Raw genomic sequence first — 18,387 nt, 5'->3', positions numbered from 1 at the left:
CCCACGATGGCTGGCAGCGGCGATTCCTCCCGCGCGATCCTGTTTGCGCTCGGCGCCAACTTCGCGATCGCCTGCGCCAAGGGCGTGGCGGCGTTCTTCACCGGCTCCAGCGCGATGCTGGCCGAGACAGTGCACTCGCTCGCTGATTGCGGCAACCAGCTGTTGCTGCTGCTGGGCATGAAGCAGGCGCGGCGCCCGGCCTCGCCGGACTATCCGCTCGGCTACGGCAAGGCCATCTATTTCTGGTCGTTCCTGGTCGCGCTGATGCTGTTCTCGGTGGGCGGCATGTTTTCCGTCTACGAGGGCTGGCACAAGCTGCACGCGCCCGAACCGCTGAAGCAGTGGTGGTGGGCGGTCGGCGTGCTGGTGTTCGGCATCGTGGCCGAAAGCGTTTCGATGCGTGCGTGCCTGGTGGAAGTGGACAAGGCGCGCGGCGACCGCAACCTGTGGACGTGGTTCCGCGAGAGCAGGCAGGCGGAACTGGTGGTGATCTTCGGCGAAGACCTGGCGGCGCTGTTCGGCCTGGTGTTCGCGTTGATCGCGGTGGTGTTGTCGGTCGTGACCGGCAATCCGATCTGGGATGCGATCGGCACGATCGCCATCGGCGTGCTGCTCATCGTGGTGGCGGTGTTCGTCGCCATCGAGGTCAAGGCGCTGCTGATCGGGCAGAGCGTGGATGCCGCGGTGCAGGCCGAACTGCGCGCGTGGCTCGAGAGCCAGCCGCAGGTGCGCAAGGTGATCAGCCTGATCACGCTGCAACTGGGCAACGACGTGATGGTGTCGGTGCAGGCCGAGATGCTGGAACGGCCGTCGTCGCGGGAACTGATCGAAGACATCAACGCGATCGAAGCGGCGATGAAGGCGAAGTACCCGGCGGTGCGCTGGAGCTTCTTCGAACCCGAGTTCGGCGACGCGCGCGGGCACGACGACCAGGATTACGCGGCGCGACAGCCGGGCTGAGGCGTCAGGCGGGTTCGCGCAGCCATTCCACGCGCCACCCGCCACGGCCTTCCTCGCCGAGCGCATCGGCGAGTTCGTGCAACGCCGGCTTCAGCGCGGCATCGAGTTTCCACGGCGGGTTGAGCACCAGCAGGCCGCTGCCGTTCATGCGCAGCGGCGAGTCTTCGTCGCGCACGCGCAGTTCGGCGATCAGCGCGGACTTGGCGGGCAACAGGCCCGCCGCGCGATGGAACGCGTGCAATGCACGACGCACCTTGATCGGATACCACAGCACGTACGTGGCCTGCGGCCAGCGCGCGATGGCATCGCGCAACGCGGCCAGCGCGGTGTCGAATTCCTCCATCTGCGATTCGTACGGCGGATCGATCAGCACCAGCCCGCGCGCGATGCGCGTGCCGTCGCCGCCGCGCGGAGGCAGCAGCGCCTTCATCGCGGCATAGCCGTCGCGCTGCTGCACGGTGACTTCGGTGTGCTGCTCGGGCGTGCGGTCGAGGAAGTTGGTCTTGAGCCACGCGAACTCGTCGGGCTGGATCTCGCAGCACACCAGGCGGTCCTGTTCGCGCAGTGCGTTGGCGAGCAGCCAGGGCGAGCCCGGGTAGCTGTTGGCGCCGTGGGCGGCGCGGCAGGCATCGATGGCCGCCAGGTACCGTGCGATCGCCGGGGCCCGTGCCGCGCGCAGGCGCCCGATGCCGCCTTCGGCCTCGCCGGTGCGCTTGGCGGCCTCGGCATCGAGCTTGTAGCGCCCGCGACCGGCATGCGTGTCCAGCGCGAAGCAGGGCGCCGGCTTGGCGACCAGGGCATCGCACAGCGCCAGCAACACGACGTGCTTGAGGACGTCGGCGTGGTTGCCGGCGTGGAATCCGTGGCGGTAGTTCATGGCTCGCAGCATACCGGGCGGGCCGCTATCCTCCCCGCATGCATGTCCTATTGGCCGAAGACGAGACCGCCATCGCCGACACCGTGGCCTACGCGCTGCGCGCGGACGGCTTCGAGGTGCGCCACTGCCTGACCGCCGGCGATGCCCTGCGCGCGCACCGCGCCTCGCCGTTCGCGCTGGCGATCCTGGACGTCGGGCTGCCCGATCTCGACGGATTCGCCCTGTGCCGCGAACTGCGCCGCGACGCCGACCTGCCCGTGATCTTCCTCACCGCGCACGCGGCCGAGGCCGAGCGCGTGCTCGGGTTCGAACTCGGCGCGGACGATTACGTGACCAAGCCGTTCTCGCCGCGCGAACTCGTCGCGCGCGTGCGCGCGGTGCTGCGGCGTGCGCAGGCCGCACCCGCGGCGGCGGCCCCCGATGCCACCTTCGAACACGACGCCGAAGGCCATCGCATCCGCTATCGCAGCGCGTGGCTCGACCTCACGCGCTACGAATATGGCTTGCTGGCCGCGCTGCTGCAACGGCCCGGCGCCGTGCTCACGCGCGCGCAGCTGATGGATCGCGTGTGGGGCGATGCGCTGGAAAGCGGCGACCGCACGGTGGACACGCACATCAAGACGTTGCGCGCCAAGTTGCACGCGGTGACGCCCGACGACGATCCCATCCGCACCCACCGCGGCCTCGGTTACTCGCTGGCGCCCTGACGCATGCGCATCGGGCTGCGGATCTTCCTCGGCTACTTCGCGATCGTGGCACTGGCCGCGTTGTTGCTGGCACGGGTGTTCGTCGCGGAAGTGAAGCCGGGCGTGCGGCAGGCGATGGAAGACACGCTGGTCGATACGTCCAACGTGCTCGCGGAGCTGGCCACCGATGATTTCCTCGCCGGCCACATCGCCGACGGGCGCTTCGCGCAGCGCGTGCAGGAATTGCACGGCCGCGATTTCGGCGCGGGCATCTGGGGCTTCGACAAGCGCGCGAGCAGCTATCGCATCTACGTGACGGATGCGCGCGGGATCGTGGTGTTCGACAGCGCCGGGCGCGATGTCGGCAAGGATTTCTCGAAGTGGAACGACGTGTACCTGACGTTGCGCGGGAAGTACGGCGCACGCTCGACGCGCAGCGATCCGAACGACGATGCGTCCACGGTGATGCACGTCGCCGCGCCGATGCGCGATGCGAACGGCCGCATCGTCGGCGTGCTCACGGTGGCCAAGCCCAACCAGGCGCTCGCGCCGTTCATCGCGCGCAGCCAGGCCACGGTGATGCGCTGGGGCTGGGTGCTGATGGGCGTGGCGCTGGTGATCGGCGTGCTGATGGCGTGGTGGTTTTCATCGCAGCTCGGTCGCCTGCGCCGCTACGCGCACGCGGTGACGGCGGGCGAGCGCGCGACGGCGCCGAAGGCGGCGGGAGAATTCGGCGAACTCGGCCAGGCGCTGGAAACGATGCGCACGCGCCTGGAGGGCAAGCAGTACGTCGAGCAGTACGTGCACAGCCTGACGCATGAAATGAAGAGCCCGCTCGCGGCGATCCGCGGCAGCGCGGAGTTGCTGGAGCAGCCGATGTCCGATGCGGACCGCGCGCGCTTCGCGACGAGCGTGCGCGTGCAGAGCGAACGCCTGGCGCAGATGATCGACAAGTTGCTGGCGCTGGCGGCGGTGGAGCATCGGCAGCACCTGGAGACGAAGGAACGCGTGGACGTGGTGGCGATCGCCGGGGAAGCCATCGCGCATTGCGAGTCGACGCTCGCGCAGGCCGGGGTGACGGTGCTGCGCGAAGGCGACCCGGAGGCCTGGATCGACGGCGATGCGTTCCTGCTGCGCCAGGCGCTGGTGAACCTGGTGGAGAACGCGGCGGATTTCGCGCCGGCGGGCAGCGCGATCGTGGTGCGCATCGTGCGCGAAAGCGATCGCGTGCGCGTGGAAGTCGCCGATCGCGGGGAAGGCGTGCCCGAGTACGCGTTGCCGCGGGTGTTCGAGCGGTTCTATTCGCTGCCGCGGCCGGCGGGCGGGAGCCGGAGCAGCGGGTTGGGGTTGTGTTTCGTGGCGGAGGTGGCGGGGTTGCATGGGGGGGCGGCGACGTTGGCCAATCGCGAAGGCGGCGGGGCGATCGCTTCGTTGGAAATTCCGGCGAGCTGAGCGTCCCCCTCCCGGCCTCCTCCGCGAGCGGGGGAGGAGAAAGCAAGCGACTTCACCTTCGCCTCACCGTCGCGCCATCGGCGGCGCACGCGCGCAGCGGACCCTGCAGGCCTCGACCACCGGCCAGGGAACCGCCATGCAGCTCAACCTCCCCTCGGGCGCGCGCTTGTTCTTCAAGATCGCGCTCATCTTCGTGCTCACCTTGTTGCTGCTCATTCCGCTGGCGATGACGCGGGGCGTCATCCAGGACCGGCAGGCCTACCGCGAACAGGCGGTGCAGACGATCGCGCGCAGTTCCGCCGGCGAGCAGGCGTTGCTCGGGCCCGTGCTCGTCGTGCCGTATGTCGAAACCGTCGAAGTCGAAGAGGCGGGCCAGAGCGGCGTGCGCACGTTGCTGCAGCGACGCGCCGGACAATGGGTGTTCTTCCCGTCCACGCTGAAACTCGACGGCACGGTGCTGCCGCGCACGCGGCAACTCGGGTTGCACAAGGTGCGCGTGTACACGCTGCAGGCGAAGGCGCTCGCGACGCTGCGCGCCGAAATCCCCGCCGACACGAATCCCGCGCATCCGCGCACGATCGGGCGGCCGTACCTGAGCTGGGGCATTTCCGACGTGCGCGGCATCGTTGGTTCGCCGCGGCTCACGGTGAACGGTCGCGCGATGCCGGTGGCCGATGGGTTCGGCAGCCGGCCGGCCGGCGGCTTGCACGTGCGGTTCGATGCGCCGACGGCGGGCCAGGTACTCGCGTTCGACACGACGCTGGACGTCGCGCTGGACGGCACCGAATCGCTCGCGCTGGTGCCGATCGCCGGCGACAACCAGTTCTCGCTCGCCTCGGCGTGGCCGCATCCGCGCTTCGGCGGCAGCTTCGCGCCGCTGTCGCACACGATCGACGGCCACGGCTTCCGCGCGAAGTGGGCCGTCTCGAAACTCGCCAGCAGCGCGCAGCGCCAGTTCCTCGCGGGCGCGACGCTGCCGACCATCGCCACCGATGCCAACCCGCGCGCCACGGGCAACAACGTGGACACGGCGGGCGTGGATGCGATCGGCGTGTCGCTGGTGGATCCGGTGAACGTCTACTCGCAGGCCGATCGCGCGACGAAGTACGGCGTGTTGTTCGTCGTGCTGACGTTCGTCGGGTTCTTCATGTTCGAGCTGATCAAGCAGTTGCGCATCCACCCGATCCAGTACGGCCTGGTGGGCCTGGCGCTGGCGGTCTTCTTCCTGCTGCTGGTGAGCCTGAGCGAACGCATCGCCTTCGGCATCGCCTACATCGTGTCGGCGGCGGCGTGCATCGGGTTGCTGGGGTTCTACCTGAGCGCGGTGTTGCGCAGCGCGGCGCGCGGCATCGGCTTCGCCGCGATGCTCACCACGTTGTACGCCGCGCTGTACGGCTTGCTGGTGTCGGAGGACAACGCGCTGGTGATGGGCGCGGGCCTGCTGTTCGCGATCCTGGCCGGCATCATGGTCGTGACGCGCAAGATCGACTGGTACGCGCTGCAGGGCGGCACCACGGAGTAACAAGTTCTGCTCCCTCCCCTGCGCCAGCAGGGGAGGGTTGGGGAGGGGGCGCCTCTCAGAACAACGTCGCCCCCGGCACCACCCACAACGACACCGACGCCAGCGCACTCCCGATCGCCGTCGCCGCCAGCACGTCGCTCGGGTAGTGCAACCCGAGCACGACACGCGACACGCCCACGCTCGCGGCGAACGGCACCAGCACCCATGCCAGCATCGGGTAATGCGCCAGCGCCACCAGCGTGAACGCGACCGCATGCAGCGTGTGGCCCGACGGGAAACTGAACTCGTCGAGCGGCGCCACCCACGCCCGGATGCGCCGATCGCTCGCGAACGGACGCGGTCGCCGCGTCCATCGCTTCAGCACCGAATACATCGCCAGCGCGATCGCGCCGGTCACCGCAAGATGCGCGGCCGCGAACAGGCCCGCGCGTCCATCGAACACCACCATCGCGCCCATCAGCACGTACCAGGCGATGCCGTCGCCCAGGCGACTGATGCCGGAGAAGACGATCCTCGCCAGCTTGTTGGCGCACACGTTGTTGGCGCGCAGGCACCACTGGGTGTCGCGCGAGCGTTCAGGCCACGGCAGCGGTCGCATGTCGGCTCCTTTCGAGGGCGAGGCCCTGCAGCAAGGCATCGAATTCGGCGGCGACGCGCTCGGGATGCAAGTGCGCGACCGCGTTGCGCGCCGCATTGCGCGCGTGGTGCAGGGCAGTGGTGTCGCAGCCCAGGCGCAGGGCCGCGGCGATGAACCCGGCGGCATCGCCGTCGGGGGCGAGGACGCCACCTTCGCGCACGTGTTCGCGCGCGGCGCCGTAGTCGAAGGCGACCGTCGGCACGCCGCTGGCGAGCGCCTCGAGCACGACGTTGCCGAAGGTTTCGCTGCGGCTCGGGAACAGGAACAGGTCGCCGCTGGCGAAGTGGCGCGCGAGCGCTTCCCCGCGCTGCACGCCGCAGAACACGAAGTCGGGATACGCACGCTGCAAGGGCTCGCGCATCGGCCCGTCGCCGACGAACACGCAGCGCGCATCGGGGCGCAAGGCCTGCAGCGTGCGGAACGCATCGATCGCCAGCGCGAGGTTCTTTTCCGCCGCGATGCGCCCGACGTGGATCGCGACCAGCGTGCCGTCGATCGCGCCCCATTGCGCGCGCAGTTCGCGGTCGCGCTTGCCGGGATGGAACAGCGCGCCGTCCACCGCGCGCGCCACGCACACGGGGTTGGTGAAGCGCGCATGCGCGAGGAAGTCGCGCAATTCGCGTGTCGCCACGATCGTCGCATCGCCCGCGTTGTGGAAGCGCCGCATCCAGGCCAGCGCGAGCGGCTCGAGCCAGCCTGCGCCGTAATCGCGCATGTAGCGATCGAAGCGCGTGTGGAAGCCGGTGGCGACCGCGATGCGCAGGCGTCGCGCCACGCGGCGCGCGGCCCAGCCGAGCGGGCCTTCGGTGGCGATGTAGATCGCATCCGGACGCTGCATGCGCCAATGCGCGGCGAGCGTGCGCAGCGCGGGCGCGCCGAAGCGCAAGCCCGGATAGCGCGGCAAGGGAAAGCCGCGCACGAGCACCGTGTCGTCTTCGCGCCTGGCGTCGGCGGCCTGGCGCGGCCGCACCACTTCCACCGAATGCCCGCGCCCGCGCAATCCGACGACGAGGCCTTCGACGGTCAGCGCGACGCCGTTGATTTCGGGCGGGTAGGTCTCGGTGACGAGGGCATAGCGCATGGGCGGCAGGCTGGCCGCTTGCGATGACTGGCCCGTGTCGCGCCCGTGTCGGGCGGATGACGCAATCCGGCTTTTGCCAGGAAATCCCGGGGCTTGCCGTTCGTCGGGGCCGGCCCTTCCGGCGCTTGACAGGGCAGGGGTGTGCGGACTGTACTAATCATCACAGTACAGCTGGTACACACAGGACAGCCCATGCCCCGCACCCAGGCCTTGATGCTGCAGATCGCCACCGGCGACCCGCGGCCCATCAGCAAGCAGATCGTCGACGCGGTCCGCATGAAGATCGCCACCGCCGAGCTCGCCCCCGGCGACCAGCTCCCCAGCGTGCGGGGCCTGGCGCAGCAGCTCACGGTCAATCCGAACACCGTCGCGAAGGCCTACGCCGAGCTGACCACCGAAGGGTGGGTGGAATCGCGCCAGGGTCTCGGGCTGTACGTAGCCACGCCGCGCCAGCGCCTGAGCGACACCGAGCGGTCGCGCCGCCTCGACGAAGCCATCCAGCGGCTCCTGCACGACGTCATCGCGCTCGACTTCGCGCCTGACGAGGTGCAGGCGCGCCTCCACCACGAATTTCTCGCGCTTGCGCCCCGCAAGTCCGCCTGAGCCATGAGCACGCATTCCATGCACGACGATTACGTCATCGAGACGCAGGCGCTGAGCAAGCGCTACGGCCGCAAGCTCGCCCTGGATCACCTCGACCTGAAGATCCCGCGCGGCCGCATCCACGCGGTGGTCGGCGCGAACGGCGCAGGCAAGTCCACGTTGTTCCGCATCCTCCTCGGCTTCCTGCCGCCGACCGCGGGCAGCGCGCGCATCCTAGGGCGCGATTCGCAACGGCTCACGCCGGAGGATCGCGGCCGCATCGGCTTCGTCAACGAAGAGCACACGCTGCCGACCTGGATGCGCGTGAACGCGGTGACCGCGATGCATCGCCGCCAGTACCCGCGCTGGAACGAAGACGCGTTCCAGCAGGTGCTCGGCCACTACCACGTGCTGCCGGAACAGAAGATCGCGCAGCTCTCGCGCGGCGAACGCGCGGGCTTCAACCTCGCGCTCGCACTGGCGCAGGGGCCGGAGCTGCTGGTGCTCGACGAACCCACGCTCGGCCTGGACGTCGTCGCCAAGCGCGCGTTCCTCGAATCGCTGATGTACAGCAACGCCGCCGATGCGTGCACGGTCATCTACTGCTCGCACCAGATGGAAGAGATCGAACGCGTCGCCGACAACCTGGTGATCCTGGAACGCGGCAGGTTGATGCACATGTCGGCGCCGGATGAATTCTGCGCGCGCGTCACGCACTGGGTGGCCGACATCCCGTTCAAGGGACCCGATCCGAGCCTGGTGCCGGGCCTGCTGCAACTGCAACGCCTGGATGGCCTGCACCACTACCTGGTGCTGGACCAGGACGACGACTTCGCCGAATTCCTGCGCGCCAGCGGCGCGCGCTCGGTGCAGAGCATGCCCGTGAGCCTGGACCGCGCGGTCAATGGCTTCCTGGCGAAGAACCACGCGGCGCCCACGGCCTGATCGCGCGCACGATTTCTCGAGGAATACGACGATGTGGGATCTGCTCAAGGCCGAACTGCTGCGCTTCCGCCCGTGGGCGCTGGGCTACGCGGCGGTGCACGTGGTGTGGCTGGGCTTTTTGACGCGCGTGGTGGACCTGGCGCAGCAACCGCTGACCGTCTACCAGGCCGTCGGCGCGGTGTACGGCGCGACGGGATTGTTGCTGGGCCTCTACCAGATGGGCGGCTATCGACGCCCGAACACGTGGCTCAACCTGCTGCATCGCCCGATGCCGCCGTGGCAGGTCGCCGCGGCGTTGTGCGCGGCGGGTGCGGTGATCCTCGCCGTCGGCGTGCTGTTGCCGACGCTGGTGATCGGCGTGTGGCAGGACACGTTGACGGCGCGCGTGGTCGACATGCGCCACTGGTTCCTGTGCCTGTCGGGCTGGTTGCTCGCGTGCTGCGGCTACCTCGCCGGCGCGTACGCGATGCTTGCCAACAAGCGCTACGGATTCGCGGCGGCCGCGGTGTTGTTGTTCCTCGCGCTGTCGCAGGCGACCGGCTTCGGCGCGCTGGCGGTGCAGGGCCTGTCGCTCGCGTTGCTCGCCGCGCTGGTGCTGGTGGCGTTCAGGCCGGACCTCGGGCAGCCGCCGCGCGGCGTGGCGGGCACGGTGCTGGCGTCGGGCGTGCTGATGTTCTCGATGTTCTTCGCGCTGGTGCTGCTGGGCTTCGGCGTGGAAGCGGTGTGGATCGCGCAGGGCTCGCATCCCAACAACATGGCCGTGCCGTACGCGGGCGGCGAGAAGGAATCGGAAGTCGCCGAAGGCAAGGCGCTGATGGCGATGGGGTTGCGCGATGCGCGCGATCCGGAAGCGCGCTTGTGGCGCGAACAGGCGGGGATCTCGGAGATCTTCCAGATCGGCCCCGGCATGACCAGCATGCCCGTGCGCAATGAATTGACGAACGTCGTGCCGATGGAATTCGACGACGACGAGCGCCGCGTGCGCTGGGTCTTCAGCCACGACACGATGCGCTTCCAGGGCTACAGCCTGGTCGATGGCCGTAGCGCGGGCACGATGGGCGTGGACGGCGACCATCCGTTCCCGTCGCCGACGATGCCGGGCCCCGATGGCGTGCTGGTCAACGCGAGCACCGTGTACCAGTTCGATCCCGATGCGGGCCTGGTGCTGCCGCGCGCCACCTTGCCGAAGGGCGAGACCCTCACCGGCTATGCGACCGTCGGCGACGACATCGCCTTGCTCAGCGACCGCGCGCTGTACTTCTACGATGCGCGCGCGCTGGCCGACGACGACGCGATGCTGCAGCCGCGGCTGCGCGTGCCGGTGCCGGGCAAGATGGGCGACGTGCAGCGCATCGACATCATGGAACTGCTCGACGGTTACCTGATCTCGGTGCTCGACGCGCGCTCGTCGTACAACGCCGAAGGCACCGCGCCGTTCCAGCAGATGCTGCGCGTGACGGACGAGGGGAGGGTCACCGATGTCGGGCGCCGCGTGCTGCGCTTCGACTATCCGGTCGCCTGGCGTTTCCAGAACTGGTATCCCTCGCCGTTGCTCTACAACGCGCAGCGCGCGGCGAAGCGCGCGCTGTCCGGTCCGACGCCCGCCACCGACAAGGCGACGCCGCCGGTGCCGCGCGGCGCGCAACTGACCGCGCTCGTTTTGCTCGCGCTCTCCGCGTTGCTGGCCGCGTGGCGCGTGCGGCGCCTGGCGCTGTCGAAGGCAGCGAAGGCCGCGTGGGTGATCGCGTGCGCCGTGCTCGGCGTGCCGGCGGTGCTGGCGCTGTGGCTCCTGTATCCGCCGCGCGAAACGCTGGACGAGGCTCCGCTCACGCAACCGGCGCTCGCGTAAGCGCGCCCTTCATTGCAGGAATTCCCCATGACGACGTTCCCTTCCATCCGGGGTGCGCTGGCCTCGTGCGCCCTCGCGCTCTGCGCGCTGCTGCCGGCGACGGCACGCGCGGCGACCGACGATGCGGCGCTGGTGCGCGCCTTCGCGAAGACCGAAAGCGCGCGGCCGACGGCGCCGCGGTTCGAACGCGGTGCGTTCCTGTCGCGGCCCACGCTGGCCGGTGGTTGGCTGTCGCCCGATGGCAAGCAAGTCGCCGTGTTGCGCGACGACGGCAAGGTGCGCAGCGTGTGGCGCGCGCCGACGTCGGGCGGCGCGCCGGTGCGCGTGCTCGCGCAGACCGAGGCGACGTCGCTGTCGTGGTCGCACGACGGACGCTGGGTGTTCCTGGCGTCGCCGCGGCAGCTGTTCGCGGTGGCGATGGCGGGGCAGGCGGGGTCGCGCGCGATCGCGAAACTCGGCGGGCGTTGGGAGCGCACGTTCGAAGCGGTGGATCCGGTGCTGCCCGCGGCGGCGATCGTGCTGGAGAGTCCGCCGCGTGCGTCGCGGCTCGCCAAGCAATGGCGCCTGTTCCGCGTGGATGCGGCCGGGCGCGAGACGCTGTTGCACGCGAATGCGAAGCAGGTGTCCGATTTTGCGATCGACGGGCGCGGGCGGTTGGCGTTCGTGTCCATCGTGGAGGGCGATGGATACACGGTGCTGCGCAAGCGCGGGACACGATGGGTGCCGGCCTTGCGCTGCACGGCGCTGACGCGGTGCGGGCTGTTGTCGGCGAGTGCGGATGGGAATGAGGCCCTGCTGCGCACGGATATCGGCAGCGATCGCCTGCGCGTCGCATGGCTGGGCGCGGACGACAAGTTGCGCACCGTGCACGAGGATCCGCGCGGCGTTGCGGACCTCGCCGATGTCGTGCTCGATCCCGCCACGCGCGCGCCGATCATCGCGAGCTATCGCGCCACCGAGGCGACGAACCATGCCATCGCGCCCCAATGGCGCACGGCCATCACCGCGCTGCAAGCGCAATTCCCCGGCCGCAACCTGCGCATCGAAGCCGGCACCACCGCGTGGCTCGTGCACGACCGCGCGGCGACGATGAAGGGCGAGCGCCTGTTCGTGTTCGATCCCGTGCGCGGGACGTCGCGTGCGTTCCTTGCGAGCGATACGTATCGCTATCGCGGCCAGGTCGTGCCGCGGCTGCCGGAGGCGGCGATGGCGCGGAAACTCGCCTTCACCTATCGCGCCTCCGACGGCATGCCGATCCACGGCTTCCTGATGCTCCCGCCCGGCGTGGATCCCGCGCACGCGCCGCTGCTGGCCAACGTGCACGGCGGTCCGTTCGCGGCGATGCGGCCGGAGTTCAACGGCGTCGCCCAGCTGCTCACGAATCGCGGCTACATCGTATTCGAGCCGAACTTCCGCGGCTCGGTAGGTTTTGGCCGCGCGTACATGCGCGCGGGGAAGGGCGACTTCGGCAACGGTCGCGTGCAGCAGGACATCGTCGATGGCGTGCGCTGGCTGCTCGCGCACGGGATCGGCGATGCGGACCGCGTCGGCATCACCGGCGTGTCGTTCGGCGGGTATTCGACGCTGCAGGGGATCACGTTCCAGCCCGACCTGTTCAAGGTGGGCATCGCGGCCGTGCCGCCGGCGGACCTGGGCTGGGTGCTGCGCTGGTATTCGCGCAGCGTGGACCAGATGGCGCGCGGCATCCCGATGGCGACGAGCATGCGCCTGCTCGACCTGGATCCGGAGGACAACAACGTACTGACGCGCCTGCGCGTGCAGTCGCCGATCGCGAACGCGTCGCGCGTGCAGCGCCCGGTGTTGTTGCTGGCGGGCGGCGACGACGAACGCGTGCCGATCCGCAGCGTGACGCACTACGCGGCCGCGCTGCGGTCGCTGGACAAGGACGTGAGCCTGTTCGTCGATCCGGATGCACGCCATCGCCTCGAGGATCCGCGCACGCGCGAGGCCTACCTGTTCCTGATGGAACGCATGCTGCACCAGCGCCTGGGTGGCGCACCGCCGGATCCGCCGGGGCGCGCGCTGCGGGGGTACGTGAAGAAGAACCTGCTGTTGACCGGCAGCGACTTCGTCGGCGTTGGAGCGCGGTGACGCTGCGTCGTGATTGCTGAAGCAGGGATTCACTGGTTGCCTGCGTCGTCCCCGCGGAGGCGGGGACACCCAGAGGGGCGCTCCGCCACGCCCCATCGCACAGTCTTTTCTGCCGCAAGAGCAACGCGGCAGAAAAGACTGTGCGACGTGACGCGTCGGATCTCGTCGCGGTTTTGTTTTCGCCAACACGCCTGCGTAGACCCGTGCACCGCTTCGGATGGCCGCTGGCGAACACATCTTCTCCGGATGGACGGCGCGCCGCCCACCTCGAGCCCTCGCATCTGAAATGCCTCACTGCTCTCTGGCAGGCGGGGCGCCTGTCCAAGTCTGTGCCTTCCACACATTAGGCAGCAAAGCCGCGGCACCGCGCTCTTGATTGCCGCGAAAGCAATGATTGGGTTGCGCGTGCGTCACACGCACGCCAGCGAACTCAACTTGCGGTCTGCCCCTTGATCGAAAAGGCGCGCAAGGTGATGCCCCAGCCCGTGGTGGGGTGAGAATTTTCGCCGCCACGTCGGCGAGAAATTCTTACCACGCCGCGGGTTCGGGCGACGCGCTCTTCACCCCAGGCGGGCTTCTGCAGCAAACCATGGCTCCCCGCCTTCGCGGAGACGACGGCGGTCAGTCGGTTTCGACGCGCAAGGTGACGCCGAGCCCGGCGATGTAATCCGGTTCGCCGGCGAGGTCGGCGCGCAGCAGCGGGCGCGCTTCGACCCAACGCTTGTCGAGCACCAGGACCAGCGCATCGCCCTCGGCGCGCACGTCCAGCCGCGGGATGTCGCCGGCCTCGTGCGAGCGATGCAGCAGCACGGCGATGCGCAGCAACGCGGCCGAGCGCTTCGCCGCGACGAGCAAACGATCCGGGATCGCTTCGAACGCCGACTTCGGGATGTTGCGCCGATGCGTGCGCACCAGCGCCGCCAGCACGCGCTGTTCCTGCTGCGAGAAGCCCGCGATGTCCGAATGCTCCAGCACGTACGCGCCATGCACGTGGTACTGGCTGTGTGCGATGGCCAGGCCCAGTTCGTGCACGCGCGCGGCGCGGGCGAGCATCGCGCGGTCGTCGTCGTTGAGCTTCCACGCGCGGGCGAGCTGGTCGAACAGGTGCAGCGCGGTGCCGGTGACGCGCGCGGACTGCGCGACGTCGATGCCGTAGCGCTGCATCAGCGCGGTGATCGAGGCTTCGCGCGGATCGTCCGCGCCGCCGCGGCCGAGCATGTCGTACAGCACGCCTTCGCGCAGGGCGGCCTTGCTCACCGCCATGCGTTCCAGGCCCAGCGTTTCGAACGCGGCTTCGAGGATGAGGATGCCGCCGGCGATGATCGGCTTGCGTTCTTCCGACAGGCCGGGCAGGTCGATCGCGGCGATCGTGTCGGCCTGCAGCAAGCGATCGCGCACTTGCGGCAGCGCGACGTTCGTCACCGCGCCCTTGGTGAGTTTCATCGCCGCGCAGATTTCGCCGATCGCCTTGTTGGTGCCCGACGAGCCCAGCGCTTCGTTCCAGCCGAGGGCGCGATACGTGCCGGCGAACTGCTGGAATTCCGCGGAGACTTCCGTCAGCGCCTGCTTCCAGCGCTTCCGCGAGAGCTTGCCGTCGGCGAAGAAGCGGCGCGTGCTCGCGACGCACCCGGCCTGCAGGCTTTCGCGTTCGATCGCTTCCAGGCCCGAGCCGATGATGAATTCCGTCGAGCCGCCACCGATGTCGATCACCAGCCGCAGTTCGCCGGGTTTCGGCGGTTGCGCGTGCGCGACGCCGAGGTACACCAGGCGCGCTTCTTCGCGGCCGGAGACGACTTCGATCGCGTGGCCGAGCGCGGTTTCGGCCGGCAGCAGGAAGGCCTGCGGCACGGCGAGCTGGCGCACGGTGTTGGTCGCGATGGCACGCACGCGCTGCGGCGGGATGTCGCGCAGGCGCTGGCCGAAGCGTTGCAGGCTTTCGAGCGCGCGGTTGCGCACGTCCGGATCGAGCCCGCCCTTGCCGTCGAGGCCTTCGGCCAGCCGCACCATGTCGCGCAGGCGATCGACGATGCGCAGCTGCCCGAGCACGTAGCGCGCGACCACCATGTGGAAACTGTTGGAGCCGAGGTCGACCGCGGCCAGGAGATCACCGTCCTGCAAGGGCAGGGCGGTGGCGACGGGGCGGGCGTAAATATTGTTCAAGAGCGTGTCGTTCACGTGCACAACTTCGCGAGCAGCGAGAGCTGCGCCGAATGCGGCATGTGGTGTTCGGTGGGCGCGATGCGCTCGTAACGGCCGTCGGGTTGCAGCGCCCAGGCGTTGGTGTTGTCGGCGAGGTAGTTGGCCAGCGCTTCGTCGTAGACGCGCGCGGCGAGGTCGGGATCCAGGATCGGGAAGCCCGTTTCGATGCGGCGCAACAGGTTGCGTTCGAGCCAGTCGGCGCTGGAGCAGAACAGGTCGGGCGCACCGTCGTTGCCGAACCAGTACACGCGATGGTGTTCGAGGAAGCGACCCACGATCGAACGCACGCGGATGTTGTCGGAGACGCCCGGCACGCCGGGGCGCAGCGTGCACGCGCCACGCACGATGAGGTCGATCTGCACGCCCGCCTGCGAGGCGGTGTAGAGCGCGCGCACGACTTGCGGTTCGTTGAGCGCGTTCATCTTGGCGATGATGCGCGCCGGCCGTCCGGCACGTGCGTGCTTGGTTTCGCGATCGATGCGCGCCAGCACGCCGGCATGCAGCGTGAAGGGCGACTGCAGCAGGCGCTTGAGCTTGATCGCCGGCGCCAGGCCCGAGAGCTGGCGGAAGATCAGGTCGACGTCGTTGCCGATGTCGGGATCGGCGGTGATCAGGCCGAAATCCGTGTAGTTGCGCGTGGTGCCGGAGTGGTAGTTGCCCGTGCCCAGGTGCACGTAGCGGCGCAACTTGCGGCCTTCGCGGCGCACGATGAGCAGCATCTTGGCGTGCGTCTTGTAGCCGACCACGCCGTACACCACTTGCACGCCGGCATCCTGCAAACGGTCGCCCACGCCGAGGTTGGCTTCTTCGTCGAAGCGCGCGCGCAGCTCGACGACGACGGTGACATCCTTGCCGTTGCGCGCGGCCTGCACCAGTTGTTCGACGATCGGCGAATCCTTGCCGGTGCGGTAGAGCGTCTGCTTGATCGCCAGCACGTTCGGGTCTTCGGCGGCCTGCTTGATCAGCTCCAGCACCGGCGCGAAGGAATCGAAGGGGTGGTGCAGCAACACGTCGCCTTCGGCGACGCGTTCGAACATCGCGTCCGCATCGCGCAATGCGCGCGGCTGGAACGCGGGGTATTTCAGGTCGGGGCGCTGCACCAGGTCGTACACCTGGATCACGCGGTTGAGGTTGACCGGGCCGTTGATGCGGTAGACCGCGTTCTCCGGCAGGTCGAAATTCACCAGCAGCGTGCGCACGATGTCGGTCGGGCACTGCTCCGCGATTTCCAGGCGCATGGCGCGCAGGTAACCGCGGCCGATGAGTTCGTCGCGCAGCGCGAGCGCGAGGTTCTCGACTTCCTCCTCGTCGACGATCAGCTCGGAATTGCGCGTGACCCGGAACTGGTACGCGCCCTTCACCTGCATGCCCGGGAACAGTTCGTCGACGAACGCCGAGAGCATCGCGGACAGGAACACGAAGTCGCTCGGCCCGCCCGAGACTTCCTGCGGGATCTGGATGATGCGCGGCAGCGAACGTGGTGCGCGCACGATCGCCAGGTGCCCGGTGCGCCCGAACGCATCCTTGCCCTTCAGCACGACGACGATGTTGAGCGACTTGTTGAGGATCTTCGGGAAGGGATGCGCGGGATCCAGGCCCAGCGGCGAAAGCACCGGCAGGATCTGTTCGCAGAAGTGGTCGCGCAGCCAGCGCGTCTGCTTCGCGTTCCACGCATCGCGCGGGAGGATGCGCACGCCGGCGTCGTTGAGCTGCGGGCGCAGTTCTTCGTTCCAGCACCGGTATTGCGCGTCCACCAGTTCGGCGGCGCGGTCGTGGATCTGCTTGAGCACTTCGGCCGGCGCCACGCCGTCGGGGCCCGGCGGGATGCCGAAGTCCTGCGAATGGCGCACGGTGGCGGCGCGGATCTCGAAGAACTCGTCGAGGTTGGTGCACGAGATGCAGAGGTATCGCAGGCGTTCGAGCAGCGGCACCTGCGCATCGCGCGCCTGCGCGAGCACGCGGAAGTTGAAATCCAGTTGCGACAGTTCGCGGTTGAAGTACAGCGCGGGATCGCGCAGCGGGTCGACGTCCTGGCCTTGCGCGGCCTGGTCGTGCGGCACGTGCCGGGCATTGCGCGGATCGGAGGCGCGGGACTGCGAAGGCTTGGGTGTTGCGTTCATGGACTGGATTCTGCCTCAGCGGGGGCGGGGGCATCGTCGAGGCCGTCGCGCGGGAGCGTGCGCTCGGCCAGGAAATGGCACGCGAACGTGCTGCCACGGCCCACTTCGCTGTCGATCGACAGGCGCGCCTGGTGCAGGTTGAGCACGTGCTTGACGATGGCCAGGCCGAGCCCGGTGCCGCCGCTTTCGCGCGAACGGCTGGTGGAAACGCGGTAGAAGCGTTCGGTGATGCGCGGCAGGTGCGCCGCGGGGATGCCGTAACCGCTGTCGGTGACGGCCAGCACCACGCCGCCGTGGTCTTCGCGCGCGAACCGCACGCGGAGGGTGCCGCCCGCGGGCGTGTAGCGCACGGCGTTGCTGACGAGGTTGGAGAACGCGCTGTGCAGTTCCTTGGTCGAGCCCCACAGGTCGAGCGGGGCGCCTTCGGCGAGCGTGGCGTCCTCGACGACCACGCGATGGCGGCCCTGGCTCAGCGCTTCGGCTTCGCGCTTGAGCGTGTTGAGCATCGGCGCCATGCCCACGTGTTCTTCGGCCACGCCTTCCTGCGCTTCCAGGCGCGAGAGCGTGAGCAGGTCTTCGACGAGCTGCGTCATGCGCTGCGACTGGCGCTGCATTTCGGCGAGCATCGGCGCCCATTCGGGTTGGTCGGCCGGATCGAGCAGGTCGAGGTAACCGTGCACGACGGTCAGCGGCGTGCGCAATTCGTGCGAGACGTTGGCGACGAAATCGCGGCGCATCTGTTCCAGGCGCATGAGCTTGCTGACGTCGCGCGCGACGAGCAGCCACAGTTCGTCCGAATAGGGGATCAGGCGCAGGCTCAGGCGCAGGTCGGGATCGACCGGAGATGGCGTGTCCATCAACGGTTCGGCGTTGCGGCCGGCGGCGAGCCAGCGCGCGAGCGACAGCGGCTGCAGGCGTTCGCTCAGCGGGGCGCCGAGGTCGCGCGGATAGTGCAGGCCGAGCAGCGTGGCGGCGGCGGGATTGCACCACTGCACGCGCTGGCTGTTGCGATCGAGCACCACGACGGCGTCCGGCAACGCCATCGCCGCGGCGCGGTAGGCGCGCAGCATTTCGACGAGGCGGCGCTTGCGCGTGCGCATCTCGGCCTGGCTGCGGTGGAGCAGGCGGTCGAGTTCGTTCCACACGCCGTTGCCCTGCGGCGGTTGCAGGCGCGTGCGGTCGGTGAGGCGGCGCAGGACGCCGTGCAGTTTCCAGTAATGCCACGCGACGATGCCGAGCGCGGCGACCGTGATGACGGGCCACGGATGGCGGACCAGCACGCCCACGACCGCAGCGATCGCCAGGACCAACAGGAGTTGGCCCAGCGTGCGGGTCCAGGCGGAGCGTGCGCGCGGCGGCATGCGC

The 18,387-nt window shown here is 69.2% G+C and carries 14 protein-coding genes; 8 read left to right on the top strand and 6 right to left on the bottom strand.

Annotated elements, in window-relative coordinates; genetic code table 11:
* Positions 1-6 precede the first annotated feature (6 nt).
* Positions 7-960, top strand: a complete 954-nt coding sequence (locus tag LYSHEL_RS01535) for a cation diffusion facilitator family transporter (RefSeq protein ID WP_213435286.1) — start codon at positions 7-9, stop codon at positions 958-960.
* Positions 961-964: 4 nt separating this feature from the next.
* Here the strand turns inward: LYSHEL_RS01535 and LYSHEL_RS01530 are convergent, their stop codons facing one another.
* Entirely contained in the window at positions 965-1,837 is an 873-nt protein-coding gene (locus LYSHEL_RS01530) for a 23S rRNA (adenine(2030)-N(6))-methyltransferase RlmJ (RefSeq protein WP_213435285.1), read from the bottom strand.
* 38 nt (positions 1,838-1,875) lie between these two features.
* Here LYSHEL_RS01530 and creB point away from each other — a divergent pair, with 38 nt between their 5' ends.
* The 3 genes from creB to creD all read left to right on the top strand — a co-directional run bounded on the left by creB (position 1,876) and on the right by creD (position 5,497).
* Positions 1,876-2,544 carry a two-component system response regulator CreB gene (gene creB, locus LYSHEL_RS01525; protein ID WP_213435284.1) on the top strand — a complete coding sequence of 223 codons (669 nt, stop codon included), beginning with the start codon at positions 1,876-1,878 and terminating at the stop codon, positions 2,542-2,544.
* A 3-nt stretch (positions 2,545-2,547) separates the two neighbouring features.
* The gene (gene creC, locus LYSHEL_RS01520; RefSeq protein WP_213435283.1) at positions 2,548-3,975 is read left to right on the top strand and encodes a two-component system sensor histidine kinase CreC; all 1,428 of its coding nucleotides are present in this window, start codon (positions 2,548-2,550) and stop codon (positions 3,973-3,975) included.
* Between the two features lie 136 nt (positions 3,976-4,111).
* Complete coding sequence (creD, locus tag LYSHEL_RS01515; RefSeq protein ID WP_213435282.1) at positions 4,112-5,497, top strand: cell envelope integrity protein CreD; 1,386 nt, start codon at positions 4,112-4,114, stop codon at positions 5,495-5,497.
* 55 nt (positions 5,498-5,552) lie between these two features.
* On the opposite strand, the gene LYSHEL_RS01510 is transcribed toward creD, so the two are convergent.
* Positions 5,553-6,095 carry a phosphatase PAP2 family protein gene (locus tag LYSHEL_RS01510; RefSeq protein ID WP_213435281.1) on the bottom strand — a complete coding sequence of 181 codons (543 nt, stop codon included), beginning with the start codon at positions 6,093-6,095 and terminating at the stop codon, positions 5,553-5,555.
* On the bottom strand, positions 6,073-7,215 hold the full coding sequence (locus LYSHEL_RS01505; protein WP_213435280.1) for a glycosyltransferase family 4 protein: 1,143 nt from the start codon (positions 7,213-7,215) through the stop codon (positions 6,073-6,075). The genes LYSHEL_RS01510 and LYSHEL_RS01505 overlap by 23 nt, the downstream gene beginning before the upstream one ends.
* A 192-nt stretch (positions 7,216-7,407) precedes the next feature.
* Between LYSHEL_RS01505 and LYSHEL_RS01500 the strand changes: the two genes are divergently transcribed.
* From LYSHEL_RS01500 to LYSHEL_RS01485, 4 genes are read left to right on the top strand one after another with little or no spacing between them, the layout of a single operon-like run.
* Complete coding sequence (locus LYSHEL_RS01500) at positions 7,408-7,818, top strand: GntR family transcriptional regulator (RefSeq protein WP_213435279.1); 411 nt, start codon at positions 7,408-7,410, stop codon at positions 7,816-7,818.
* A gap of 3 nt (positions 7,819-7,821) precedes the next feature.
* Positions 7,822-8,742, top strand: coding sequence for an ABC transporter ATP-binding protein (locus LYSHEL_RS01495; protein ID WP_213435278.1), 921 nt, complete (start codon positions 7,822-7,824; stop codon positions 8,740-8,742).
* Between the two features lie 31 nt (positions 8,743-8,773).
* A complete protein-coding gene (locus LYSHEL_RS01490; RefSeq protein ID WP_213435277.1) occupies positions 8,774-10,591 on the top strand; it encodes a hypothetical protein in 1,818 nt (605 codons plus the stop codon).
* Positions 10,592-10,618: 27 nt separating this feature from the next.
* Complete coding sequence (locus LYSHEL_RS01485; protein ID WP_213435276.1) at positions 10,619-12,703, top strand: S9 family peptidase; 2,085 nt, start codon at positions 10,619-10,621, stop codon at positions 12,701-12,703.
* Positions 12,704-13,324: 621 nt separating this feature from the next.
* On the opposite strand, the gene LYSHEL_RS01480 is transcribed toward LYSHEL_RS01485, so the two are convergent.
* From LYSHEL_RS01480 to phoR, 3 genes are all read right to left on the bottom strand, one after another.
* The gene (locus LYSHEL_RS01480; RefSeq protein ID WP_244858711.1) at positions 13,325-14,767 is read right to left on the bottom strand and encodes a Ppx/GppA phosphatase family protein; all 1,443 of its coding nucleotides are present in this window, start codon (positions 14,765-14,767) and stop codon (positions 13,325-13,327) included.
* Positions 14,768-14,874: 107 nt separating this feature from the next.
* Positions 14,875-17,022: a polyphosphate kinase 1 gene (ppk1, locus tag LYSHEL_RS01475; RefSeq protein WP_213435275.1), complete on the bottom strand. Its 2,148-nt coding sequence runs from the start codon at positions 17,020-17,022 to the stop codon at positions 14,875-14,877.
* The gene (gene phoR, locus LYSHEL_RS01470; protein WP_213435274.1) at positions 17,019-18,383 is read right to left on the bottom strand and encodes a phosphate regulon sensor histidine kinase PhoR; all 1,365 of its coding nucleotides are present in this window, start codon (positions 18,381-18,383) and stop codon (positions 17,019-17,021) included. Before phoR ends, ppk1 begins: the two co-directional genes overlap by 4 nt.
* Positions 18,384-18,387: the final 4 nt, after the last annotated feature.

This window comes from Lysobacter helvus, assembly GCF_018406645.1.
In the GTDB taxonomy this organism is placed as follows: Bacteria; Pseudomonadota; Gammaproteobacteria; order Xanthomonadales; family Xanthomonadaceae; genus Noviluteimonas; species Noviluteimonas caseinilytica.
The sequence above is the reverse complement of the archived record's forward strand: the minus strand, read 5'-3'. Positions and strand labels throughout refer to the sequence as shown.